23 protein-coding genes are annotated in these 22,698 nt (G+C 70.9%); 11 read left to right on the forward strand and 12 right to left on the reverse strand.

What is annotated here, in order from left to right:
* The first annotated feature begins 234 nt into the window (after nt 1–234).
* From ACFT9I_RS24295 to ACFT9I_RS24310, 4 genes are all read left to right on the forward strand, one after another.
* Complete coding sequence (locus ACFT9I_RS24295) at nt 235–1,599, forward strand: extracellular solute-binding protein (RefSeq protein WP_382567392.1); 1,365 nt, start codon at nt 235–237, stop codon at nt 1,597–1,599.
* A 174-nt stretch (nt 1,600–1,773) separates the two neighbouring features.
* A complete protein-coding gene (locus ACFT9I_RS24300) occupies nt 1,774–2,844 on the forward strand; it encodes a carbohydrate ABC transporter permease (RefSeq protein ID WP_382567394.1) in 1,071 nt (356 codons plus the stop codon).
* Nucleotides 2,845–2,862: 18 nt separating this feature from the next.
* Complete coding sequence (locus ACFT9I_RS24305) at nt 2,863–3,792, forward strand: carbohydrate ABC transporter permease (RefSeq protein ID WP_382567395.1); 930 nt, start codon at nt 2,863–2,865, stop codon at nt 3,790–3,792.
* A gap of 94 nt (nt 3,793–3,886) precedes the next feature.
* Nucleotides 3,887–5,305, forward strand: coding sequence for a GH1 family beta-glucosidase (locus ACFT9I_RS24310; RefSeq protein ID WP_382567397.1), 1,419 nt, complete (start codon nt 3,887–3,889; stop codon nt 5,303–5,305).
* A gap of 21 nt (nt 5,306–5,326) precedes the next feature.
* Here ACFT9I_RS24310 and ACFT9I_RS24315 read toward each other — a convergent pair whose 3' ends face one another.
* Together ACFT9I_RS24315 and ACFT9I_RS24320 are read right to left on the reverse strand one after the other, a co-directional pair.
* The gene (locus tag ACFT9I_RS24315) at nt 5,327–6,616 is read right to left on the reverse strand and encodes an MFS transporter (RefSeq protein ID WP_382567399.1); all 1,290 of its coding nucleotides are present in this window, start codon (nt 6,614–6,616) and stop codon (nt 5,327–5,329) included.
* Complete coding sequence (locus tag ACFT9I_RS24320) at nt 6,613–7,098, reverse strand: MarR family winged helix-turn-helix transcriptional regulator (RefSeq protein ID WP_382567401.1); 486 nt, start codon at nt 7,096–7,098, stop codon at nt 6,613–6,615. The genes ACFT9I_RS24315 and ACFT9I_RS24320 overlap by 4 nt, the downstream gene beginning before the upstream one ends.
* A gap of 129 nt (nt 7,099–7,227) precedes the next feature.
* Between ACFT9I_RS24320 and ACFT9I_RS24325 the strand changes: the two genes are divergently transcribed.
* Nucleotides 7,228–7,953: a hypothetical protein gene (locus tag ACFT9I_RS24325; protein ID WP_382567403.1), complete on the forward strand. Its 726-nt coding sequence runs from the start codon at nt 7,228–7,230 to the stop codon at nt 7,951–7,953.
* Between the two features lie 62 nt (nt 7,954–8,015).
* Here ACFT9I_RS24325 and ACFT9I_RS24330 read toward each other — a convergent pair whose 3' ends face one another.
* Nucleotides 8,016–8,843 (reverse strand): oxidoreductase, encoded by an 828-nt coding sequence (locus tag ACFT9I_RS24330; protein ID WP_382567405.1) that lies wholly within the window; start codon nt 8,841–8,843, stop codon nt 8,016–8,018.
* A 90-nt stretch (nt 8,844–8,933) separates the two neighbouring features.
* Between ACFT9I_RS24330 and ACFT9I_RS24335 the strand changes: the two genes are divergently transcribed.
* Nucleotides 8,934–9,854 carry a LysR family transcriptional regulator gene (locus ACFT9I_RS24335; protein ID WP_382567407.1) on the forward strand — a complete coding sequence of 307 codons (921 nt, stop codon included), beginning with the start codon at nt 8,934–8,936 and terminating at the stop codon, nt 9,852–9,854.
* A gap of 11 nt (nt 9,855–9,865) precedes the next feature.
* Nucleotides 9,866–10,528 (forward strand): HAD-IA family hydrolase, encoded by a 663-nt coding sequence (locus ACFT9I_RS24340; protein WP_382567409.1) that lies wholly within the window; start codon nt 9,866–9,868, stop codon nt 10,526–10,528.
* 37 nt (nt 10,529–10,565) lie between these two features.
* Here the strand turns inward: ACFT9I_RS24340 and ACFT9I_RS24345 are convergent, their stop codons facing one another.
* Nucleotides 10,566–11,270: a class I SAM-dependent methyltransferase gene (locus ACFT9I_RS24345; RefSeq protein ID WP_382567411.1), complete on the reverse strand. Its 705-nt coding sequence runs from the start codon at nt 11,268–11,270 to the stop codon at nt 10,566–10,568.
* 73 nt (nt 11,271–11,343) lie between these two features.
* On the reverse strand, nt 11,344–12,339 hold the full coding sequence (locus ACFT9I_RS24350; protein ID WP_382567413.1) for an NAD(P)/FAD-dependent oxidoreductase: 996 nt from the start codon (nt 12,337–12,339) through the stop codon (nt 11,344–11,346).
* Between the two features lie 83 nt (nt 12,340–12,422).
* Between ACFT9I_RS24350 and ACFT9I_RS24355 the strand changes: the two genes are divergently transcribed.
* Complete coding sequence (locus ACFT9I_RS24355; protein WP_382567414.1) at nt 12,423–13,013, forward strand: helix-turn-helix domain-containing protein; 591 nt, start codon at nt 12,423–12,425, stop codon at nt 13,011–13,013.
* A 131-nt stretch (nt 13,014–13,144) separates the two neighbouring features.
* Here the strand turns inward: ACFT9I_RS24355 and ACFT9I_RS24360 are convergent, their stop codons facing one another.
* On the reverse strand, nt 13,145–13,801 hold the full coding sequence (locus ACFT9I_RS24360; protein ID WP_382567416.1) for a TetR family transcriptional regulator C-terminal domain-containing protein: 657 nt from the start codon (nt 13,799–13,801) through the stop codon (nt 13,145–13,147).
* A gap of 182 nt (nt 13,802–13,983) precedes the next feature.
* Between ACFT9I_RS24360 and ACFT9I_RS24365 the strand changes: the two genes are divergently transcribed.
* On the forward strand, nt 13,984–15,909 hold the full coding sequence (locus ACFT9I_RS24365) for an RICIN domain-containing protein (RefSeq protein WP_382567418.1): 1,926 nt from the start codon (nt 13,984–13,986) through the stop codon (nt 15,907–15,909).
* 82 nt (nt 15,910–15,991) lie between these two features.
* Here the strand turns inward: ACFT9I_RS24365 and ACFT9I_RS24370 are convergent, their stop codons facing one another.
* The 3 genes from ACFT9I_RS24370 to ACFT9I_RS24380 form a co-directional block, all read right to left on the reverse strand.
* A complete protein-coding gene (locus ACFT9I_RS24370) occupies nt 15,992–16,288 on the reverse strand; it encodes a hypothetical protein (RefSeq protein ID WP_382567420.1) in 297 nt (98 codons plus the stop codon).
* Complete coding sequence (locus ACFT9I_RS24375) at nt 16,285–16,476, reverse strand: toxin-antitoxin system HicB family antitoxin (protein ID WP_382567421.1); 192 nt, start codon at nt 16,474–16,476, stop codon at nt 16,285–16,287. The genes ACFT9I_RS24370 and ACFT9I_RS24375 overlap by 4 nt, the downstream gene beginning before the upstream one ends.
* A gap of 69 nt (nt 16,477–16,545) precedes the next feature.
* Nucleotides 16,546–17,964, reverse strand: coding sequence for a PLP-dependent aminotransferase family protein (locus ACFT9I_RS24380; RefSeq protein ID WP_382567423.1), 1,419 nt, complete (start codon nt 17,962–17,964; stop codon nt 16,546–16,548).
* A 133-nt stretch (nt 17,965–18,097) separates the two neighbouring features.
* Between ACFT9I_RS24380 and ACFT9I_RS24385 the strand changes: the two genes are divergently transcribed.
* Nucleotides 18,098–19,114 (forward strand): alpha/beta fold hydrolase, encoded by a 1,017-nt coding sequence (locus tag ACFT9I_RS24385; RefSeq protein ID WP_382567425.1) that lies wholly within the window; start codon nt 18,098–18,100, stop codon nt 19,112–19,114.
* A 285-nt stretch (nt 19,115–19,399) separates the two neighbouring features.
* On the forward strand, nt 19,400–20,410 hold the full coding sequence (locus tag ACFT9I_RS24390; protein ID WP_382567427.1) for an iron-containing redox enzyme family protein: 1,011 nt from the start codon (nt 19,400–19,402) through the stop codon (nt 20,408–20,410).
* 93 nt (nt 20,411–20,503) lie between these two features.
* Here the strand turns inward: ACFT9I_RS24390 and ACFT9I_RS24395 are convergent, their stop codons facing one another.
* The 3 genes from ACFT9I_RS24395 to ACFT9I_RS24405 form a co-directional block, all read right to left on the reverse strand.
* The gene (locus ACFT9I_RS24395; RefSeq protein WP_382567428.1) at nt 20,504–20,773 is read right to left on the reverse strand and encodes a DUF6296 family protein; all 270 of its coding nucleotides are present in this window, start codon (nt 20,771–20,773) and stop codon (nt 20,504–20,506) included.
* A gap of 46 nt (nt 20,774–20,819) precedes the next feature.
* Nucleotides 20,820–21,608, reverse strand: coding sequence for an SAM-dependent methyltransferase (locus ACFT9I_RS24400; RefSeq protein ID WP_382567430.1), 789 nt, complete (start codon nt 21,606–21,608; stop codon nt 20,820–20,822).
* A gap of 91 nt (nt 21,609–21,699) precedes the next feature.
* A complete protein-coding gene (locus ACFT9I_RS24405; protein WP_382567432.1) occupies nt 21,700–22,566 on the reverse strand; it encodes a helix-turn-helix domain-containing protein in 867 nt (288 codons plus the stop codon).
* Nucleotides 22,567–22,698: the final 132 nt, after the last annotated feature.

Raw genomic sequence — 22,698 nt, forward strand, 5'->3', positions numbered from 1 at the left:
CCGCCTGCGCAGGGCACTTGACCCGCGAGGCACCGCTCCGTCCCGCTCGGCGCCGGACATCTCCGGGCAACGGAAATGTCTTCAACTCTTGACACGGTGCGACGTTCTCCGCAGAGTCTTCCACAACCGACTGGGAGCGCTCCCATTCTCCCGTTCACCGGATGACGGGCCCGCGTCCGGTGTGTTCATCGAGTCACTTTTCGGCGCGTCGAGCGCCCCGCAAGGAGGAAGCACATGGGCACCGCCCGTCATCGCTTCGGATCCATTTTCTCTGCTCGTCCGTCCCGCTTCCCGTCCCGCTTCCCGTCCCGCTTCCCGACCCTCGCCGCCGTCACCGCGGCCGGTCTGTCCCTCGTGCTCGTCGCCGGCTGCGGAGGCGGTGGCGACACGGGCAAGGCGAAGACGAAGGACGGCAAGACTGTCGTCAGCATGGGGATGTTCGGCGTCATGGGGTTCAAGGAGTCGGGGCTCCTCGACCGGTACATGGAGGAGAATCCCGACATCGTCATCGAGGCCGACGTGTCCGGCGACGAGCAGACGTACTACACGGCGCTCCAGACGCACCTGGCCGCGGGCAGCGGCCTCAAGGACATCCAGGGCATAGAGATAGGCCGGGCGAAGGAACTGGTCGACACCCAGTCGGGCAAGTTCGCCGACCTGTCCAAGACGCCCGGTCTCGACCACTACCTGCCGTGGAAGTCGAGCCAGGTCACCACGGACGACGGCAAGCTTCTGGGACTGGGCACGGACATCGGCCCGATGGCCGTCTGCTACCGCAAGGACCTGTTCGAGCAGGCCGGACTGCCGACCGAGCGTGCCGAGGTCGAGAAGCTGTGGGCGGGCGACTGGTCCAAGTACGTCGACGTCGGGCGGGACTTCAAGAGCGGGACCAAGAACAAGAAGCTGGCCTTCATGGACAGTTCGAGCGGTCTGTTCAACGCGATGATCTACGGCGACGAGCAGCAGTTCTACGACAAGAGCGGCAAGCTCATCTACCAGGACAACCCCGTGGTCAAGGACGCCTGGGCGCTCGCTGCCGACGCCGCGGAGTCCGGACTGACCGCCAAACTGCGGCAGTTCCAGCCGGGCTGGGACCCGGGACTGGCCAACGGCACGTTCGCCACGGCGGTCTGTCCCGCGTGGATGCTCTCGCACATCAGCGAGAAGGCGGGACCGGCGAACAAGGGCAAGTGGGACGTGGCCAAGGCGCCCAAGGGCGCCAACTGGGGCGGTGCGTTCCTCGGGGTGATGGAGAACAGCCCCGTGAAGAAGGAGGCGTCCGATCTCGTCGCCTGGCTGACCGCGCCCGAGCAGCAGGCGTACATCTTCGAGAAGCTCGGCAACTTCCCGTCCTCGAAGACCGCGCTGGACATGCCGGCCGTCGCCAACGGCAAGTCCGCGTACTTCAGTGACGCGCCGATCGGCCAGATCTTCGGCGACGCGGCGAAGGAGATCCCGGACGAGCAGGTCCTCGGGCGCAAGGACGGCACGATCAAGGACGCGTTCTCGGCCGGTCTCCAGCTGATCGAGGCACAGGGCAAGAGCGCGGACGCGGCGTGGAAGACGACGGACGAGCGCATCGAGAAGGCCACGCGCTGACCGGCGGGGCGGTCCCGGCGGCCGGTGTCACCTGACCGGCCCGGCCGCCGGGACGCGCCCCCCCCGCGTAGCCCCCGTCCCGCGTATCCCCGTCCTGCGTAAGCCTGTTCCACGGATTCCACGGATTCCACGGAACCGCTCCCACAGACCCAGACCTCAAGGAAGGACGCCCGCGTGGCCACCTCCACCCCGGCAGCCCGCACCGACGGGCAGCCGCACCCGACCCCGGACGGCTCCGGCGGGAAGGGCGGCGCCGGCCGCGACGCAGCCGCCGGCCAGTCGCGACGCAACATCCTGCACCGGCTGGACGTGCGCGCGGTGCCGTACGCCTTCATCGCCCCGTTCTTCCTCATCTTCGGGGCCTTCGGCCTCTACCCGCTCATCTACACCTTCTGGATCTCGCTGCACCGCGTCGAGCTGTCCACCCTGGACACGATGGAGTGGCGAGGACTCGCCAACTTCACCGAACTCATCGACGACGACCGGTTCTGGAACGCGCTGACCAACACCTTCACCATCGGCGTCATCTCCACCGTCCCGCAGCTCCTGATGGCACTGGTCCTCGCCCATCTCCTCAACTACCGGCTTCGTGGCTCGACGTTCTTCCGGGTCGCCGTACTCACCCCGTACGCCACCTCCATCGCCGCCGCCGCGCTCGTCTTCACCATGCTCTTCGAGCGTGACTTCGGCATGATCAACTGGGGACTGAGCTTCTTCGGGATCGAGAACGTCGACTGGGAGAACCAGAAATGGCCCGCCCAGTTCGCCATCTCCGCCATCGTCATCTGGCGCTGGACCGGCTACAACGCGCTGCTCTATCTGGCGGCGATGCAGGCAATACCAAGGGACCTGTACGAGGCGGCGGCCATCGACGGCGCGTCACGCTGGCAGCAGTTCCGCCAGGTCACGATTCCCGGCATCAGCGCCACGATCGTCTTCACCATCGTGCTGTCCACGATCGGCGCGACCCAGCTCTTCGGCGAGCCGCTGATCTTCGGCCAGGGGCCGAACGGCATCAGCGGCGGCGCCGACAACCAGTACCAGACGCTGGGGCTGCTCCTCTACGAAGAGGGCTGGAAGAACTACCAGATGGGCCGGGCCGCGACGATCGCCTGGGCGATGTTCCTGATCCTCGTGCTCGTCTTCGTCCTCCAGCGCGTCGTCAAGGGCATCGCGACACGCCGCTCGCGGGCTGCCACGGCCCCGAAGAAGCAGCCCAAGTCCACGCCGTCCGCCACGTCCTGACCAGGGAGCAGCCGCCGTATGACCATCGACACCGCGCCCGTCCGGGCGGACGCACACGACCGCGCGCCCAAGGCGCCCGCACCCTCCGGCCGCCTGCGGATCCGCCGCGCGCTGCGCCCCGGCGCCGGCCGCACGCACCATGCCGGACCGCTCGCCTATCTCCTGCTCGGCATCGCCGCGATCGTCTCGCTCTTTCCGCTGTACTGGACGGTGGTGGCCGCCTCCACCGACAACACCCGCGTGTCGCAGACCCCGCCGCCGTTCCTGCCGGGCCCGAATCTCCTCAAGAACCTCGGGATCGCCTGGCAGGACGCCGCGATGGGCAAGGCGATGCTCAACAGCCTGATCGTCGCCGGTGCCATCGCGCTGTCGACGGTCTTCTTCGCCACCCTGGCCGGCTTCGCCTTCGCCAAGCTGCGCTTCCGGGGGCGCAATCTCCTTCTGCTGCTGGTCATCGGGACGATGATGGTGCCGCCGCAGCTCGGAGTCGTACCGCTGTTCATGATGATGGCCGAGCTGGGCTGGGGGCAGACGCTTCCGTCGGTCATCTTCCCGACGCTGGTCAGCGCGGTCGGCGTGTTCTTCATGCGGCAGTACCTCAAGGAGGCGCTGCCCGACGAACTCATCGAGGCGGGGCGCCTGGACGGCGCGCACTCGCTCCGTATCTTCTGGAGCATCGTGCTGCCGATCGCCCGGCCGCCCATGGCCGTTCTCTTCATGATCACGTTCGTGCACGCGTGGAACGACTTCTTCTGGCCGTTCATCGCGCTCGACATGACCAACCCCACGGTTCCCGTCGCCCTCACCCAGCTCAGCGCGGGCTATGTGCGCGACCAGTCCGTGATCATGGCGGGCGCGCTGCTCGGCACCCTGCCGCTGTTGGTGATGTTCATCGTCTTCGGCCGCCAGATAGTCGGCGGGATCATGCAGGGCGCGGTCAAGGGCTGACCCGCCGGCCTTGAGAGCTCCCGGCGCCGCTCACGCCTCCCCATGCGCAACACACAGCACACGGCACACAGTTCAACTCCTGAAAGGGACCCTCGTGGCCACATCCCCCTCCGTACGAGTCTTTCCGCCCGAGTTCCTCTGGGGCACCGCGACAGCCGCCTACCAGATCGAAGGCGCCGCACGGGAAGCCGGCCGCACCCCCTCCATCTGGGACGTCTACTCCCGCACCCCCGGCAAGGTCCGCAACGGCGACACCGGCGACATCGCCGCCGACCACTACCACCGCTGGCGCGAGGACACCGCCCTCATGTCCGACCTCGGCGTCGGCGCCTACCGCTTCTCGGTCTCCTGGCCACGCGTACAGCCCACCGGCAGCGGCCCTGCCTCCCAAGAAGGGCTCGACTTCTACCGCCGACTCACCGACGACCTCCTCGCCAAGGGCATCGAACCGGTCGTCACCCTCTACCACTGGGACCTTCCGCAGCATCTGGAAGAGACGGGCGGCTGGCCCGAACGCCGTACGGCGGAACGGTTCGCGGAGTACGCGGCCCTCGTCGCCGACGCGCTCGGCGACCGCGTCAAGACGTGGACGACGCTGAACGAGCCCTGGTGCAGCGCGTTCCTCGGCTACGGCTCCGGGGTCCACGCCCCCGGCCGTACCGACCCCGTCGACGCCCTGCGCGCCGCCCATCACCTCAACCTCGGCCACGGCCTCGCGGTCCAGGCGTTGCGCGACCGGCTCCCTGCGGACGCGCGGCTGTCCGTCACGCTCAACCTCCATCACGTACGGCCCCTGACCGACAGCGCGGCGGACAGCGACGCGGCCCGCCGGATCGACGGCCTCGCCAACCGGATCTTCACGGGCCCCATGCTGGACGGCGCCTATCCCGAGGACGTCGTGGCCGACACCTCGTCGCTCACCGACTGGTCCTTCGTCCAGGACGGCGACACCGCGCTCATCAACAGGCCGCTGGACTTCCTCGGCGTCAACTACTACTCGCCGACGCTCGTCTCCCACCACGAGGGACCGCCCGCCCACCGCTCGGACGGACACGGCGTGAGCGACCACAGCCCCTGGCCGGCCGCCGACGATGTCGCCTTCCACCAGACGGCGGGACCCCGGACCGCCATGGGCTGGACGATCGACCCGCAGGGCCTGTACGAGCTGCTGATGCGGGTACGCCGGGACCACCCGGAACTGCCGCTGATGATCACCGAGAACGGTGCGGCGTTCGACGACTACGCCAACCCCGACGGCGAGGTCCACGATCCGGAGCGGATCGACTATCTGCGGGACCACCTCGCCGCCGTACACAGTGCCATCGAGTCGGGAGCCGACGTACGGGGCTACTTCCTGTGGTCGCTGCTCGACAATTACGAGTGGGGCTACGGCTACAGCAGGCGCTTCGGCGCGGTGTACGTCGACTACGCCACCCAGCGGCGCATCCCCAAGGCCAGCGCCCACTGGTACGCGAAACTCACGCGCAGCGGGAGCCTGGCCGCCGGACGGTAGATCCGCCGTCGCGGCCGGGTCTCACGCCTGCAGGCCCGAGGTCGGTTCGGTGGTGAGTGGCGCGGGTGGCGAGGGCGGTGCGGGAGACGGTGTGCGGTAGCCGCGCAGTGGGGCGTTGACGGCGGCCACGACCGCGATCATGAGTGCGGCGGACAGGCCGCCGGTGACCAGCGAGAAGGGAGCGGAGGTCACCGACGCGACCAGACCTCCGCGGAAGTTGCCGAGCTCGGGGCCCGCGACGCCGATGGCGTGTTCCACGGAGGAGACCCGCCCCCGGAACGCGTCCGGGGTCTCCAACTGGATCAGCGCGCTGCGGGTGATCACGGACACGGTGTCGGCGGCCCCGGCCACGGCCAGACAGCCGAGCGCCAGCCACAGCGGCCCGGCCAGGCCGAAGCCGGCCAGTGCCAGGCCCCAGACGCCGGCCGCGGCCAGTTGGACGCGGCCGGCGCCGCGCCGCCGCGTCACCGTGCCGGAGAGCAGCCCGGCCGCGATCCCGCCGACCGCCACGGCCGACAGGAACAGACCCAGGGTGCGTGGGTCGCCGCCGAAACGGGCCTCGTTGACCAGCGGGAAGAGCGCGACCGGCATGGCGAGCAGTGTCGCGGACAGGTCGGTGGCCAGCACCCCCCACAGCGTCGGACGGCGCAGGACGATCCGCCAGCCGCCGCGCTGCGGTCTGCGCCTGCCGGTCGCGCCGGCGCCCTCGGGGCGCATGGGTGGGAGGCGGATCACCCCGAGCATCGAGATCACGACTGCCACGGCCTGCGCGGCGTACGCGGCGGGGAAGTCCCAGCGGGCGATGATCAGCCCGGCCAGCGCCGGCCCGGCCAGCATCGCCGCCTGGAAGGCGATGTTGGTCAGCGCGAGCCCGGCCGCGACCTGGTCGGCAGGCAGCAGCCGGACCGGGAACGTACGCCGGGCAGGCGCGCCGAGCGCGCCACAGGCGGCCCTGGCGGCGACCAGGGCGAGCAGCAGCACGACGTCCCGGTTGTCCGAGAGAGCCTGGGCGCACAGCCCCGCGGCGGCCAGCAACTGGCCGCCGGTGGTGGCCCGTACGACCGTTCGGCGGTCGACGGAGTCCGCCAACGTGCCGCCGAGCAGCCCGAAGAGCAGTGTCGCCAGACCGGAGACGAGCCCGATGGCACCGGTGCCCACCGGACTGCGGGTCAGTTCCCAGACCTGCGCGAGCACCGCCACCGTGGCTATCTGGCCGCCGAGTTGGGAGGCCAGCGAGCCGATCCACAGATCCCGGAACGGCCGACTGCTACGCAGCGGGCGGGTGTCGAGGAACTGGCCGCGCGCCTTCACCGCGGCTCGACAAGATGGTCGAGGATCCGCTGTCGCATCGACCGGCGGTCGAGAGCCCGCCGCAGCTCCTCGACCACGGCGGTCAGCGCGTACGGGACCTCGTCGTCCAGCTCGGCGACGGACGCATGGGTGGCGCGCCACTCGGCTTCCAGGAACGGTACGAGCGACCGGCCGCGCTCCGTCAGATCGATCCGCCGGGTACGGGCGTCGGGCCCCGGCTCGGAGGTGACCAGATCCTCCTTGCGCATGGCGGTGAGGGTCTGGCTGATGGCGGAGTGCGAGCGGTTCAGGGACTCCGCCAGCTCACGGATGGTCAGCGGTCCGCTGTGGGCGAGCCGGATCAGCGGATAGGCGAACCGCGGCCGCACGCCCTCGATGCCACGCGCGACGTAGACCTGCTCGATCTCGGCGTCCATGGCGGCGAGCAACGTGTGCAGCGGCTGCCAGGGGTCGGGCAGCGCGGTGGGGTCGGAAGATGTCACAGCGCTAATATAACAGCGCGGTGATAATGGGACGACGCTCACGCCTTCCTGTCATCGGCAGGGGGCCGGGGAGCGCCGAAGCCGTATATCGCATGGCCGTTCGGACCAGGTCCGGGACAGACTGCGTACGTGGAGAATGTGATCGCCCTGAGGGTCGGCGAACTGGACGCGGCTTCGGGCGAGGTGGCCGAGGACGCGCAGCACGCGCTGATCGCCATGGGGCCGCAAGTGCTGGATCAACTGATCCTCGCCGCACCGGGGTTCGGCTCGTTCGGACAGCTCTGTGCCATCGAGATCTTCCGTGCCCTCGGAGATCCGCGTCCGGGGGACGTACTGATCGGCATGCTGGGCAGCGACAACACGGTGGTCAGACAGTGGGCCGCCGACGCCTTGGCCGAACTGGAGATCCGGCGGGCCGTGCCATGTCTGCGACAGACCTACGAGGCCTTCCGCCGCTCCGGTGAGGCGCCCGACCACAGCGAGGGCGTGGCCCTGCGCTCGGCGCTCAACGACCTGGGCGCCCGTGACGTCGTACTCCCACCGCGAACTGCCGCGCTGCGCCGCCCGGTTGAGGGGCTGGGACTCGTCTGGCCGACGATCCATCTCGGCGAGGCGGTCCAAGATCTCGCCGACCACGGGCAGGCCGTGCTCCACTTCTCGCTATGGCGGGTCGACGCCGACGGTTCGGCACATGGCTGGCTCGACCAAGGCATCGACTGGGCCGTCGACCGCCGGGACCCCTGGCCTCGGATCGTCGCCGACTGCCGGGACTGGGCCCTGCTGGCTGCCGAGGCCACCGACCAGGCGCCGGACCGTGTGGCGGTGATCTGCTGGATCGACGCGGCGGACCTGTGATGCGCGCTTCCGGCCGCCCGGCGGCGTAGACCCGTCAGGTCCCAACACCGCGACGGCGCGGCTCAGTTGTCGAACGACGTGCCCCGGGCCACCTTCTCCCAAGTCGCGATCTCCGCCCGGACGGAGTCCAGATGGCCGGTCACCGCGTCGACCGCGTCCGGGCCGAGGGGCAGTCGCAGCGGCGTCGTTTCGGCGGCCAGCGCGGTGAGGATCGCGGCGGCGGCCTTCGCCGGGTCGCCCGGCTGTGTGCCGTCCGCCGTCTCGGCCATGTGCCGTGTCGGGCCCACCGTGTCCGCGTACGCGTCGATCTCCGCGCTCACGCTCTTGCCGCCGAACAGCCCCGTGCGGAACGCCCCCGGTTCCACCACCAGCACCTTGATGCCGAGCGGCCCGACCTCGGAGGCCAGCGCCTCGGACATGCCCTCCAGGGCGAACTTGGTGGCGCTGTAGCCCGAGAACCCCGCGAAGGACATCTGGCCGCCCATGCTGCTGAGCTGCACGATCGCGCCCGAGCGGCGGGCCCGCATATGGGGGAGTACGGCGCGGGTCAGTGCCGCCGGGCCGAAGACATGTACCTCGAAGAGCGAGCGCAGCTCCGCGTCCGTCGTCTCCTCCAGGGCGCCGACATGGGTCCGGCCCGCGTTGTTGACGAGGACATCGATACGGCCGTGCCGGGCGGCGACGTCCGCCACCACCACGTCGATCCGGGCCAGGTCGGTGACGTCCAGCCGGACCGCCTCGACCTGGCCGGGGTGGCGCGCGACCAGCGCCTCCAGCGTCCCGGTGCGACGGGCCGTCGCGACGACGGTGTCGCCTGCGGCCACCGCCGCTTCGGTGATCGCGCGGCCGAAGCCGCTGTTCGCGCCGGTGATCAGCCATACCCTGCTCATGTCGTTCTCCTCCGTCGGTGGGGCCTGTACGTACGACCCTGCTCCCGGACTCCCTCGCGCGTCCAAGACCCTCCGTGATAACCATTGGTTATGGACGTGCACGGCCGGGATCTCCGCTACTTCGTCGCCGTGGCGGAGGAACTTCACTTCACGCGCGCCGCCGAGCGCCTCTTCGTCTCGCAGCCCGCGCTCAGCAAGCAGATCCGGACACTGGAGCGGACCCTCGGCGCGCCGCTGTTCGACCGGGACCGGCACGGCGTACGGCTCACGAGCGCGGGCGAGGCGCTCCTGCCGCACGCCCGGCGTGTGCTGGCCGACTGGGACACGGGCGTGGTCGCGCTGGAGGAGGCGAAGGCGGCGCAGCGGGCCACGCTGGCCGTCGGGATGAGCACCAGTCCGGGCCGGGGCGGCATGCTGCCCGCGATCAGGTCACGCTTCACCGCGGCGCACCCGGCCGCCACCCTGACGCTCCACCAGGTCAGCTGGTCCGACACGACCGCCGGGCTGGCGGACGGCGCGAGCGACGTGGCCTTCGTCTGGCTGCCGCTGCCGGACGCCGGCCGCTACCGGTGGATCGTGATGGCCGAGGAGCCCCGGCTGGTGGCACTGGCCGAGACCCATCGCCTGGCGGAGCGCGAGAGCGTCGACTTCGGCGACCTGCTGGACGAGCCGTTCCTCGCCCTGCCCGAGAGCGCGGGACCGCTGCGTGACCACTGGCTCGCCATCGACGCGCGCGCCGGCCGCCCGCCGGTGATCGGCGCGGAGATCGCGAGCCCCGACGAGACGTACGAAGCGCTCGTCGACGGGCTCGGCGTCTGCCTGCTCGCCGGCGGTAACGCGCCGCTGGTGGCACGTCCGGGCGTAGTCACCCGCCCGGTCGCCGGTCTCTCGCCCGCCCAACTCGCCCTGGCCTGGCGGGCGGACGACAACCGCCCGCTTGTGCGCGCCTACGTGGAGGCGGCACGCTTGACGAACGGGCCCACGCGAGCGGGGGATCGGCGGACAGGGTGAGGGCCGCGGGCATGGGAGCGCATGAGGCACGAGCGGACCGGCCGGGGCCCGTGGGCCTGCCCTTCGACGCCGTGCTGTGTGACATCGACGGCGTCATCCGTTTCTACGACACGTCCGAGGTGACGCGTCTTGAGCGGGCGGCGGGACTGCCGGAGGGCGCCACGGCGGCCGTCGGATACGCCCCGGAGAACGATCTGCCGTTGCTGCTCGGCGCGATCACCCGCGAACAGTGGGCGGACTCGATCGTCCGGGGCCTCCTGCCGCGTGTGTCGTCGTACGAGGCCAAGGCCCTGGCGTACGCGTTCAGCACGGCCGCCTTCCGGGTGGACGAGGCGGTCGTGGACCTGCTCCGGCAGGTCCGGGAGCACTGTCCGCTGGTGCTCGTCAGCAACGCGACGCCCTGGCTCGACGAGGACCTGGCCCGCCTCGGGCTGACCGACCTCGCGCACGGTGTCGTCAACAGCTCCCGGGTGGGCGTGGCCAAGCCCGACCGCCGTATCTACGAGATCGCCGTCGAGCGGGCCGGCGTGTCCACGGACCGCTGCCTCTTCGTGGACGACCGGCAGGAGAACGTGGACGCCGCCGTCGCGCTCGGCATGACCGGGGTGCTCCACCGCGACGCCGCCGACCTGCGGACGGCGCTGGCGGATGTCCTCGACCGCCGGACGGGCTGAGCAGCCACCCGCCCGGCGATCAGGACGCGGAGGTCCGTCACACCGCGCGGCGGCGGACCTTCACGGCGTTGTCCGTACGCGTACCGGGCTGTCCGTCGGGCCGGATCTGGATCCGCTCGTGCTCCTCGCTGAGCAGCACCTCCCACTCCCCGTCGGGCAGTTCGAGCGATGCGACGACGTCGTCCGGCGTCGGGAGGTGCACCTCGGGGTGGGGGACGGGCTCCCAGGACGGGAGTCCGGCATGCCCGACGATCAGGAGCACCCCGCCGGGCGCGACGGCCGCGGCGGCGGTCCGCAGGATCTGCTCGCGCGGCATGTCGCCCGGGGTGTGCAGGAAGTGCGTCGAGACCAGATCGTACGTCCCGGCGGGGAAGGAGACCCCGAGGTCGTGGCGCTGCCAGTCGATACGGCCGGCGACGTCCGCGGCCGCCTCGGCGGCGTGCCGCCGCGCCTTGGCGAGGGCGACCCCGGAGATGTCGCTGGCGGTGACCTGCCACCCCTGGGCGGCCAGCCAGATCGCGTCGGCTCCTTCGCCGCATCCCAGGTCCAGGGCCCGGCCGGGCTTCAGATCGGCGACCTCCCGGACGAGGATCGTGTTCGGGTTCCCGCTCCAGATACGGTCGCTCTCGCCGTAACGCGAGTCCCAGAACTCCTCGTTCGTGCCGCCGTCGGTGCCACCGGTGCCACCGGTGCCGTTGTCCGTGTCGGTGTCCGTGTCCGTCGAGGTGTGGCCGTGGGTCATTACCGCTTCTCCTTCGCCGAGTTGGTCCTGCGCTCTGTCACTGCTGTCACTGCTGTCACCGCTGGAACTGCTGTCACTTGTGCCGATCACGTCGCCCGACCGTCCGCCGCGCCTCGACCGCCCGCGCCGTCTCCTCGGCGATCAGATCCCCGTTGATCGCCGCTGCCGCCCGCAGCCCCGCCACCGCCGAGCCGATGACGACCTCCGTCGGATCGGCGACATTGCCCGCCGCCCACACGCCGGGTACGGATGTCGCCCCGGCCGGGTCGGTGGGGACGTAGCTGCCGACCACATGACCGGCCATCTCCCGGTCGACCGCGGCTGCCCCCAGGTCCGCGAGGACGCCCCCGCGCGCGGTGAACAGCGGCGCGACCACCACCGCACGGACCGGGATCACCCGGCCGCCGGCCAGCGTGACGCCGGTGAGCCGGTCGTCCGTCACCTCCAGGGCGACGACCTCCCCGTCCACGACGGCGATGTCACGCGCGGCCAGTTGCTCGTACTGCTCGTCGTCGAACTCGGGCGCGGTGTGCCGGAACAGCGTCACGTCATCGCTCCACTGCCGCCACATCTGGGCCTGGCGCACCGCGAGCGGCCCGGTCGCCAGGATGCCGATGGGCGTGTCGCGCACCTCCCATCCGTGGCAGTACGGGCAGTGCAGCACCTCGCGCCCGAAGCGCTCGGTGACACCCGGAACCGGCGGCAGTTCGTCGACCAGCCCCGTCGTCACCAGCAGCCTGCGCGCCGTCACCTCGGGCACGGCCGCGCCCTCTTCGAGCACGACGCGGAACCCGTCGGCGGCCGATCCCTTGACCGTCGCCACCCGGCCGGCCAGGAACTCGCCCCCGTAGCCCGCCACTTCCTCGCGTCCCACGGACAGCAGCTCGCCGGGCGCGACGCCCTCGCGACCCAGGTAGTTGTGGACGGCGGACGCCGGGGCGTTGCGCGGCTCGCCGGCGTCGATCACCAGCACCGAGCGGCGCGCCCGCGCGAGGGTCAGCGCCCCGCTCAGTCCGGCGGGTCCGCCACCGATCACCACGACATCGAAATCTACTTTTTGTGTCTTCATGCGAAGCACCTCCATCTGCTGGAGATGGTCCGTCCACCCGTCGCGGTTTGACAAAATTACTTGCCGAGGTGGCAAATGGAATCATGGCTGACGACGACTTCTCGACCGTCCTCAACGGCGTGGGACCGCGCCTGCGCGCGCTGCGCCGTGATCGCGGTACGACACTGGCCCTGCTGAGCGAGTCGACCGGGATCTCGGTCAGCACGCTGTCCCGTCTGGAGTCCGGCGGTCGCAAGCCGACCCTGGAACTGCTCCTGCCGCTCGCCAAGGCGTACGGCGTGCAACTCGACGAGCTGGTGGACGCGCCCCCGACCGGCGACCCCCGCGTCCATCTGCGGTCCTTCACTCGGTACGGCATGACCTTCGTGCCGCTGACCCGCCATCTCGGCGGGCTCCAGGCGTACAAGCAGATCATCCCGGCCGGCCCGCAGCACACCGGTGAACTGGAACAGCGAACGCACGAGGGCTACGAATGGCTCTACATCCTGGCCGGCCGGCTCCGGCTGCGTCTCGGTGAGCACGACCTGGTGCTGGGCGCCGGGGAGGCCGCCGAGTTCGACACCCGCACGCCGCACGGGTGGGCGAGCGCGGGTACGGAAGCGGTGGAATTCCTCACGATCTTCGGCCGGCAGGGGGAGAAGATGCACGTACGCGCCCGGCCCGCCGAGAAGTGAACGGCGCCCCGACCAGGCGCGGCATCCGGTACGAGGCCGAGACGGCGGAGTGGTGCGAGTGGGCGGCCGGTCTGATCCGCGCCAAGCGGCGGGCGGCACACTGCGCCTGACGGCGGATCGGACCCGCCGTGTCAGTGTGCCGGGGGTGCGATCGACGCCAGCAGCGACCACACCACACGCTCCGTCGACGCGGCCATGTCCACCGAATCCGGCGACAGCAGCCACTGCACCTGAAGCCCGTCCATCACCGCGATGATGGCGTTCGCGACGTTCTCGACGTCCAGGTCCTCGCGCGCTTCCCCCAGTTCGGCCGCCTCACGCAGCGCGTCCACCACGAACGCCCGCAGCCCGGTGTACCGGTTGCGGAAGTACGCCTGCGCGGGGTGGCTGTCGGTGACGCTCTCCGCCGAGAGCACCGCGTACAGCCGTACGATGCCCTCCCGCTCGGAGTTGCGGCGCGAGGTGTCGATCAGATGCCGCAGGAAGGCGAGACCGCGGGGGCGGTCGGGGCCGAGCTGTTCTATGTCGGTCTGGTCCCGCAGTTCGAGGACGCTCGTGAGCAGCAGCTCCTTGGACCGGAAGTAGTGCAGCACGCCCGCCTGGGTGAGCCCCGCGCGATCCGCGATCTCCGCCAGCGACGCGTTGTTGTAGCCGCGCGCCGCGAACGTCTCCATGGCGATACGCAGGATCTCCTCGCGCCGCTGGCGTGCCCCCGCGCTGCGCGGCGTACGCGGCTGGGCGGGCCCGGCCGCCGCGCCGCCCCGTTCCCCCGCTCGTCTGTTGCTCACCGGGCGCAGTCTACGGCGCTCCGGATCACGGTCAGGGCGTCGCGCGCCCGGTGCGAGTCCCGCCTGAAACAAGTTCGGCACGACGACTTACTAAGTACTTAGTAAGCGTGCTTTCATGTCGCCGACGCACCACCCGGCCACGGTGCGGGACGCCCCGGGGCCGCGGGCGATTCGTTCGACACATGAACCGGCAGGAGCCCCCACGTATGCGAAGAACCCTGCACAGAAACGTCGTTCGCAAAGCCGCCGTGGCACTCAGCGTGTTCACGCTGGGCGGCAGCCTCGGACTCACCTCGTCCGGTACCGCGCAGGCCGCCGACCCCACCGCCCAGGTGTGGATCTCCACGGCCGACGGGAGCCGCAAGCTGGCCTCGGACGGCCAGATCACCTTCAACTCCACACCGCAGGCCATCGACATCAACGTCAACCCGGCGCAGCGCGAGCAGCAGTTCACCGGGGCGGGCGCCTCGGTGACCGGCGCGGCCGGGCATCTGATCAACCAGCTTCCGCAGGCACAGAAGAACGCGCTGATGACCTCGCTGTTCTCCGCCCAGGGCGACGGCATCGGCATCAACTACCTGCGCCAGCCGCTGGGTGGCACCGACTTCAACCAGGGCGCCGCCTACACCTACGAGGACAACCAGGGGGACTTCAACCTCGGCCGTGACCACGAGGCGATCATCCCCGTCCTCAAGCAGGCCGTGTCGATCAACCCCGCCATCCGCTTCATGGGCAGCCCGTGGACACCGCCCGCGTGGATGAAGACCAACAACAGCCTCAACGGCGGCAGTCTGCGCACCGACCGCTACCAGCAATACGCCGACTATCTGGTGAAGGCCATCCAGGGCTACCAGCAGCAGGGCCTCAAGCTCACCGACCTCACAGTGCAGAACGAGCCCGAGTTCGCGACGAGTTATCCGTCGATGAGCATGACCGCCTCGGAGCAGGCGGCGTTCTTCAAGGTGCTCGACCGCACCCTGACGGCGGCGAACCTGCCGACCAACCTCCTCGCGTACGACCACAATTGGGACCACCCGAACTACCCGCTCCAGGTCTTCTCCGAGACGCCGGGCATGAACCGCGTGATCGGCGCGGCGTTCCACTGCTACGGCGGCCAGCCCACCAGCCAGTCGCAGATCAGGCAGGCCGGCAAGCGGGTCTTCTTCACCGAGTGCTCGGGCACCGACAGCGACAACCCGGCCACCACGTTCGCCGACACGCTGAAGTGGCACGCGGAGAACCTGGTCGTGGCCAACATGCGCAACGGCGGCGAGACCACGATCATGTGGAACCTCGCACTGAACCAGGCCGGCGGCCCCCACCAAGGCCACTGCACCACCCGCTGCAACGGCGTGGTCGAGATCAACGGCAACACGGTCACGCGCAACGCCGAGTACTACGTCCTGGGTCATCTGACCAAGTTCGTCAAGCCCGGCGCCACGCGCATCGGCTCCACCAGCCAGGGCGCGGGCGGCGTGCAGAACGTCGTCTGGCAGAACCCGGACGGCAGCAAGGCGGCGTACGTCGTCAACGGGGCAAGCGCGGCCCGGACGTTCTCCGTCACGGACGCCGGCCGCTCGGCCACGTACACACTGCCGGCCGGCGCCGTCGCCACCCTCGTGTGGACCGGAACCGACACCGGCACTCCGGGTGACGGCGCCATCGACCCCGCGAAGTGGTACCAGGTCGTCAACAGCGGCAGCAACGCGTGCCTCGACGCGACCGGCTGGGGTACGGCGGACGGCACCGCACTCCAGCAGTGGTCCTGCTCGGCGCCCGCGGCCAACAACCAGACCTGGCAGTTCAGACCCACCACCAACGGCTACCACCAGGTCGTCAACCGGCACGCGGGCAAGGTGTGGGACGTCGACGGAGGCGTCGGTGCCACTGCCGACGGCGCCCGCGCGCATCTGTGGAGCTACACCGGCGCCACGAACCAGCAGTGGCAGCCGCAGCGGATCGGGACCACCGACCGCTACCGGTTCGCCGCCAGACACAGCAACAAGTGCCTGACGGTGAGCGGCGGTACGGCGAACGGCGCGACGCTCACGCAGCAGCCCTGCACGGAAGCGGCCAACCAGACGTTCCGGCTGGTGGCGCAGCCGTAGCCGTAGCAGCAGCCAGTAGCCGTCGCTCCGGCGCCGGCCGACGAGAGCCGCTGAGCCCTGGTGAACCGGGGCTCAGCGGCGATCAGAGGTCGAGCACCGCGCGCAGTGCCTGGCTGATGCGCTCCATCACGGCCGTGTCGACCGGGCCGAGCAGCTTCGCGCCGTCGAAGCGCGTGACCCTCAGCTGCTGGAGGTTGACCGCGACGGCGGTGCAGGGCAGCGGGTCGTCGATCACCACGGACATCGCGGTGTCGGGGTAGCGCCCGGCGTCGTGCAGTACGACGGTGAGTACCGCGCCGTACGCCTCCTCCAGGCCGTCCAGCGAGACGATCAGGACGTTGCGCCCGTCCCCGAGCGTCCAGATCTCACCACGTTTCACAGGGCGTCGCCCTCGCCGCTCAAGTCGTCGCCGAGGCCGAGCGACGCGAGCCGGCGGGCGGAGTCGAGCACGGCCTGCCGCTGAGCGGCGCGCACGATGTAGGCGTTGAGGGACAGACCGGCGGCTGCCGCCCCCGCCTTGATCGATGCGTTGATCTCGTCCGGGATACGGAGCGTCATGGCGGTCATGCGACCGACCATAGCAACCGGACAGTGGTTGCACCATGTGGTGTCATCACTCGGTGCGCGGAGCGGGATCTACGAAGCCGGCGGCAGCGCCGCGCAGAGCGCCTCCAGCGCGCCGTTGAACGCGTGGTCGGGCGGGGCGCCGAAGCCGATCACCAGACCGTCGCGCGGCGGCATGGTGCTGTCCGGGTGCCGGAAGGCGCCGAGCCCTGCCAGCGCGAGGCCCAGCTCACCGGCCGCGCGCACCGTGTCCCGCTCGGTGCCCGGCGGGAGATCCAGCACCGCGTGCAGCCCGGCCGCGATGCCGCTGACCCCGATGTGCGGTGCCCGCTCGGCGAGGACCGCGACGAGCCGGTCGCGCCGCCGCCGGTACGTGCGCCGCATGAGACGTACATGTCTGTCGTACGCGCCGCAGGCGATGAAGTCGGCGAGGGTGAGCTGGTCGGAGACGCCGGTCCACATCTCGCGGCTGCCCTTCACGGCGAGGACGTCGTCCACGAGCCCCTCGGGCAGCGCCATCCACCCCAGCCGCAGCGCGGGGGAGAGGCTCTTGCTCGTGGACCCCAGATAGACCACCCGGTCGGGATCGAGCCCCTGCACGGCGCCCACCGGCTCCCGGTCGTAGCGGAACTCCCCGTCGTAGTCGTCCTCCAGCACCACCGACCCCGAGGCGCGCGCCCAGTCCACGGCCGCCGTCCGCCGTTCCGGACGCAGCGGACCCCCGGTCGGGAACTGGTGCGCGGGCGTGAGCAGTACGGCCCCGGCGTCGACCGCGTCCAGTTCGGCGGTCCGCGCGCCGTCCGCGTCCACGGTCAGCGGCACCGTGCGCAGCCCGGCACCGGTGAGCAGCGAACGGTGGAAGGCCAGCCCGTACGACTCGACGGCCACCGTCCCGTCCAGCACCTCCCCGAAGACGCGCAAGGCATGGGCGAAACCGGCGCAGACGACGATCCGGTGGGGCGCGGTACGTACGCCACGGGCGCGGGCGAGATATTCGGTGAGCGCCGTGCGCAGTTCGACACGACCCCGGGGGTCACCCACGCCGAACGCGTCGCTCGGCGCGTCGTTCAGCGCGCGGCGCGCCGACGTCAGCCACGCGGACCGGGGGAACGCGGAGGCGTCCGGCGACGTCGGCATGAAGTCGTACGCCACCGCGGGCGCCGCGGGCGCGGAAGGCCGGGCGCGATCCCTGGCGACCGGCAGCGGCCTGGCGCGCGAGGCGACATGGGTACCCGACCCCTGACGGGCCGTGAGCCAGCCCTCGGCGACGAGTTCGGCGTACGCCTCACCGACGGTGTTACGGGCGATGCCCAGGTCCACGGCGAGCGTGCGGTACGGCGGCAGCCGCGTGCCCGGCGCCAGCCGGCCCGACGTGATGGCGTCCCGCAGGGCGAGCATCAACTGCTCCCGGCGCGATCCCCGTCCGCTCAGCTCCAGATGGAGATCGGCCCCCGCGCCCGCCCCACCTGTATTGACCCGTCGATCCGCCATGGAAACGCACCCTACGCAAGGCCGGTCCGACGGCACGCGACAGCGGACTTTGCCGACCCGGCAAGTTCTCTTGGCCCGCGCACCGCGACCGCCGAATGATGGTGAGCGGAAACGATCACCCCGAGGAGGACCCATGCCGGACCCCACCACGCCGCCCGCGGCAGCCACCCCCGTCACCCCGCCCGGCGCCGAACACCGCCTGGTGGATGTCCCCGGCGGCCGGATCCACCTGGTGGAACAGGGCACCGGCCCCCTCGTCCTCATGGTCCACGGCTTCCTCGAGTCCTGGTACTCCTGGCGCCACCAGCTCCCCGCGCTCGCCGCCGCCGGGTATCGCGCGGTGGCCGTCGACGTACGCGGCTACGGACGCTCCTCGAAGCCGTCGGCCGTCGAGGACTACCGGATGCTCGCCCATGTCGCCGACAACGTCGGTGTCGTCCACGCCCTCGGAGAGGAGACCGCGACGATCGTCGGCCACGACTGGGGATCGAACATCGCCGCCGACTCGGCGCTGCTGCGCCCCGACATGTTCACCGCGGCCGCGCTCCTCAGCGTCCCGTACGCGCCGCGCGGCGGCCCCCGCCCGACCGAGGCGTTCGCGCGGATCGGCGGCGACGAGGAGTTCTACGTCAGCTACTTCCAGACCCCCGGCCGCGCCGAGGCCGAGATCGAGCCCGACATCCGCGGCTGGCTGGCCGGGTTCTACACGGGGCTCTCGGGTGACACGCTGCCGCCCGAGGGCGAGGGAAACCTCTTCTTCGTGCCGCCCGGCGGCAGGCTCCGCGACCGGTTCCCCACCGGCCCGCTGCCCGCCTGGCTCTCGCCGGCCGACCTCGACCACTACGCGGGCGAGTTCGAGCGGACCGGGCCGACCGGAGCACTCAACCGCTACCGCAACGTCGACCGGGACTGGGCGGACCTGGCCGCCTGGCACGGCGCCCCGCTCACCCAGCCCTCCCTCTTCATCGGCGGCGGTCTCGACGCCTCCCTCGCGTGGATGGCGGACGCCGTGAAGAACTTCCCCACCACCCTTCCCGGCCTGGTCTCCTCGCACATCGTCGAAGGCTGCGGGCACTGGGTGCAGCAGGAGCGCGCCGACGAGGTCAACGCTCTCCTGACCGAGTGGCTGGACGCACTGCCGGCCCGCTGACCCCCGGCGGCGGGCGGTGACAGCTCCGGGTGGTCCGGGCCGACGGGGCCGGACCACCCGAACGGCGGCATGCTCCCACCGCGCCGGGACCGAAGCGGGCGGGCCGCCCGGAGGGCCGGGAACGGACGGCGCCGACGGGCGGGCACGAGGCGCGGCGGGACGTTACCCACGGTCCGGGAGCGGTCACCGACAAGGCATCTTCGAAAGGGGACAGGTCGGCCAAAGCGGCGAGAATGATCGAACCGAGCACGCTGATCAGTTCGATCAGGTCAAGGAGTGAAGTCAGTGGAGAACGCCGACGTCCGGCCGACCGGGCCCGCTCTGCCGACGGGCCGCGGCGACCTCAGTTACGGAGTCGTCCGTGCCCTGCGTGGCCGCCCCGGTTCCGGGACCCCCTTTCCGCCGAGCGGGACGGCCGACGACGCCGCCCCGTACGGCGAGGACCTGCACCTCGCGCTCTACCTCTGCTACGAACTGCACTACCGCGGATTCTGCGGCGTCGACCCCGCCTGGGAGTGGGACCCCGCGCTGCTCGCCTTCCGCGCCGACCTCGAACGCCGCTTCCTCGACGCGCTGCGCGCGGACACCAAACGCCGCACCGACATCGACGAGGCGCTCGCCGACCTCCTCGTCGAATCGCCGGACGGCGCGAGCGCGTCCCACTACCTCAGGGACGAGGGCGAGCTGTGGCACCTGCGGGAGTACGCCGCCCAGCGCTCCGTCTACCACCTGAAGGAGGCCGACCCGCACGCCTGGGTGATCCCCCGGCTCCGGGGCCGCGCCAAGGCGGCCATGGCCGCGGTCGAGTTCGCCGAGTTCGGCGGGGGCCGGGCGGACCGCATGCACTCACGGCTCTACGCCGGCCTCATGACGGACCTCGGCCTGGACACGACGTACGGCCGGTACGTCGACGTGGCGGCGGGCGAGATGCTGGCGAGCGTCAACCTGATGTCGATGTTCGGCCTGCACCGTGCGCTCCGCGGCGCGCTGGTCGGGCACTTCGCCGCCGTCGAGGTGGTCTCGTCGCCCGCCTCCCGCCGGCTGGCGGAGGCCATGCGGCGTGTGGACGCGGGGGAGGCGGCCGTGCACTTCTACGCCGAGCACGTGGCGGGCGACGCGGCCCACGAACAGCTTGTCCGCGACGAGGTCGTCGGCGGGCTGCTGGAGGAGGAGCCGTGGCTGGAGACGGACGTGGCCTTCGGCGTCGACGCGACGGCCGTGCTGGACGCGCGCCTCGCCGAGAAGCTGCTCCCCGCCTGGCGCGACGGCCTCTCCGGTCTGCGTACGCCCCTGTGAATCCGGTCCGGTGACTCCGGCACCGTGAAAACTTCTGGCCCCGTCCCCTCAGCGATCACCGAAAGTGATCACCGGGGGACGGGGCCAGGCCGTTCACGAGTCGAGCGACCGCGCCGTCACCGGCGTGCTGAGCGCCTGCTGGCCCCCGCTGGCCAGCATCCGCACCTCGCCCCGGTCGCTGATCTCCGCGCGCACGATGCCGGTCTCGTCCTCGTACACCGGAAAGCCGCCCGCCCCGGCCCTGGCGGTGCGCCGGACCGTCACGGCGTCCCGTTCGACGCCCTTGCGTGGCGCCGGGTCGGTCGGGTCCGCCGCCGGGGTCGGTTCCTCGAAGACCAGCTCGTAGCGTTCCGGATAAGCCATGGGGGGCTTCCTCCCGCGATAGGCACCACCCCCCATGGTCACCCAGTCAGGGGAGGCGGGCGACTCCGGCGTAGAGGGCGGCGTGCCCCTCGCTCTCCGGCGCGGCCGTGTCCTTGTACCACTCGGGGCCGGTGACCAGTCCGGGCTCGACGAGGTCGAGACCGTCGAAGAACCGCGCCACCTCGTCGCGGGTGCGGAAGCTCAGCTCGATGCCGCCCTTGCCGTAGGTCCCGGTGATCTGGGCCTTCAGCTCCTCGTGGAAGTCGAAGGTGCCGTGGGAGAGCATCAGATAACTGCCGGGCGCGAGCGCGTCGAGGAGGGTGCGGGTGATCTCGTACGGGCGGTCGCCGGCCGGGATGAAGTGCATCAGCGCGATGAGCGACAAGGCCACGGGCCGGTCGAAGTCCAGGTGCCCGCGCGCGTGGTCGAGGATCGCCTCGGGCTCGCGCACATCCGCCTGGATGTAGTCGGTCCCGCCCTCCACCGTGCTGAACAGCAGCGCCTCGGCGTGCCGGAGCACGATGGGATCGTTGTCCGTGTAGACGACCCGGGCCTTCGGGTTGATCTCCTGGACTATCTGGTGGAGGTTCGGCGCGGTCGGGATGCCGGTGCCTATGTCGAGGAACTGGTCGATGCCCTGGCCGGCCAGCCACGCGGACGCCCGGTGCATGAAGGCACGGTTCTGCCTGGCGCCTTGCTTCCCCAGCTCGGGCAGCTGCTCACCGACGGCCCGGTCGACGGGGTAGTTGTCCTTGCCGCCCAGGAGCCAGTCGTACACCCGCGCCGGGTGGGGCCTGCTCGTGTCGACCTGGGACTTTGGCGAACCTGCGTTCATGGGGTGCTCCGTTGGCTGTCTGATCCGAAGAGGGGGGTGGCAAGAACGAGGGGTACGGCACCGGTCACGGCCCGGTGCCGGGTTCCGGCGGTCACAGCGCGTCGCGGAAGTCGGACAGCAACTGCCTCGTACGGCCCGCGGACTCCGCGTGGGCCACCATCCGGTCCATGGCCTCCATGTGCTCGGAGACCTCGGCGTCCTCGTCGAGATAGAGCGCGCCGGTCAGATACTCGATGTAGACCATGTCCCGCACCTCGGGGATGCCGAAGCGGAACAGGACGAACGGGCTGTAGGTGCCCGGGTGATGCCCGGCGGTGAACTCGGCGATCTGGAGCGTCACGTTCGGCAGTTCACTCGCTTCGAGCAGCCGGTCGATCTGCCCGCGCATCACGTCCGCCGACCCGACGTGCCGGCGCAGCACGGTCTCGTCCAGTACGGCCCAGAAGACGGGCGCGTCGGTACGGGTCAGCAGCGCCTGGCGCTCCATCCGCAGCGCGACCTGGCGTTCGATACGGGCCGAGCCGGCGAGCTGCTGGCCCAGGGCCCCGGCGGTCAGGATGTGCCGCGCGTACTCCTCGGTCTGGAGCAGCCCCGGCACGAAGTGCGGCTCGTAGCAGCGCATGGTCGTCGCGGCCTCTTCGAGGCTGACGTAGCCGCTGAACCAGTCGGGGAGCACATCGTGGAACCGCTGCCACCAGCCCGGTCTGTTGGCCTCGTCGGCCAGCCGGAGGAAGACGTCGACCTCCTCGTCCGGCACGTTGTACGCGGGAAGAAGGATCTGCAGATACGGGACCTTGAGCCCGACCTCCGCCATCTCCATCCGGCGGACGGTGGCGGCCGTGACCCGCAGCAACTGACCGGACTGCTCCCGGGTGAGCCCCGCCTTCTCACGCAGCGCCAACAGCTGTCTGCTGAGCACGATCTGACCGATCGTCGGAGCCGACCGTGGCTCGCTCATTCCGCACCCCCGAGCACCACCGCAGCCATGGCGGACAGTCTGCCACAGCAACTCGCCCGTGTGGCAGGTCTGTTGATCTTTCCCGGTCTCCGGGCGGCCGGTGCGGCCGCCGTGCTCCGTGATCTCAAGTCC

This window comes from Streptomyces sp. NPDC057137 (assembly GCF_042670825.1).
Classification (GTDB): Bacteria; Actinomycetota; Actinomycetes; order Streptomycetales; family Streptomycetaceae; genus Streptomyces.

Bases quoted from the DNA above. Each gene is read 5' to 3' on its own strand.
- ACFT9I_RS24395 (WP_382567428.1), bottom strand. From the start codon at position 20,773: ATGGCTTATCCGGAACGCTACGAGCTGGTCTTCGAGGAACCGACCCCG.
- ACFT9I_RS24335 (WP_382567407.1), top strand. From the start codon at position 8,934: ATGGACGTGCACGGCCGGGATCTCCGCTACTTCGTCGCCGTGGCGGAG.
- ACFT9I_RS24350 (WP_382567413.1), bottom strand. From the start codon at position 12,339: ATGAAGACACAAAAAGTAGATTTCGATGTCGTGGTGATCGGTGGCGGA.
- ACFT9I_RS24295 (WP_382567392.1), top strand. From the start codon at position 235: ATGGGCACCGCCCGTCATCGCTTCGGATCCATTTTCTCTGCTCGTCCG.
- ACFT9I_RS24345 (WP_382567411.1), bottom strand. From the start codon at position 11,270: ATGACCCACGGCCACACCTCGACGGACACGGACACCGACACGGACAAC.
- ACFT9I_RS24365 (WP_382567418.1), top strand. From the start codon at position 13,984: ATGAACCGGCAGGAGCCCCCACGTATGCGAAGAACCCTGCACAGAAAC.
- ACFT9I_RS24380 (WP_382567423.1), bottom strand. From the start codon at position 17,964: ATGGCGGATCGACGGGTCAATACAGGTGGGGCGGGCGCGGGGGCCGAT.
- ACFT9I_RS24340 (WP_382567409.1), top strand. From the start codon at position 9,866: ATGGGAGCGCATGAGGCACGAGCGGACCGGCCGGGGCCCGTGGGCCTG.
- ACFT9I_RS24385 (WP_382567425.1), top strand. From the start codon at position 18,098: ATGCCGGACCCCACCACGCCGCCCGCGGCAGCCACCCCCGTCACCCCG.
- ACFT9I_RS24400 (WP_382567430.1), bottom strand. From the start codon at position 21,608: ATGAACGCAGGTTCGCCAAAGTCCCAGGTCGACACGAGCAGGCCCCAC.
- ACFT9I_RS24375 (WP_382567421.1), bottom strand. From the start codon at position 16,476: ATGACCGCCATGACGCTCCGTATCCCGGACGAGATCAACGCATCGATC.
- ACFT9I_RS24405 (WP_382567432.1), bottom strand. From the start codon at position 22,566: ATGAGCGAGCCACGGTCGGCTCCGACGATCGGTCAGATCGTGCTCAGC.
- ACFT9I_RS24305 (WP_382567395.1), top strand. From the start codon at position 2,863: ATGACCATCGACACCGCGCCCGTCCGGGCGGACGCACACGACCGCGCG.
- ACFT9I_RS24330 (WP_382567405.1), bottom strand. From the start codon at position 8,843: ATGAGCAGGGTATGGCTGATCACCGGCGCGAACAGCGGCTTCGGCCGC.
- ACFT9I_RS24355 (WP_382567414.1), top strand. From the start codon at position 12,423: ATGGCTGACGACGACTTCTCGACCGTCCTCAACGGCGTGGGACCGCGC.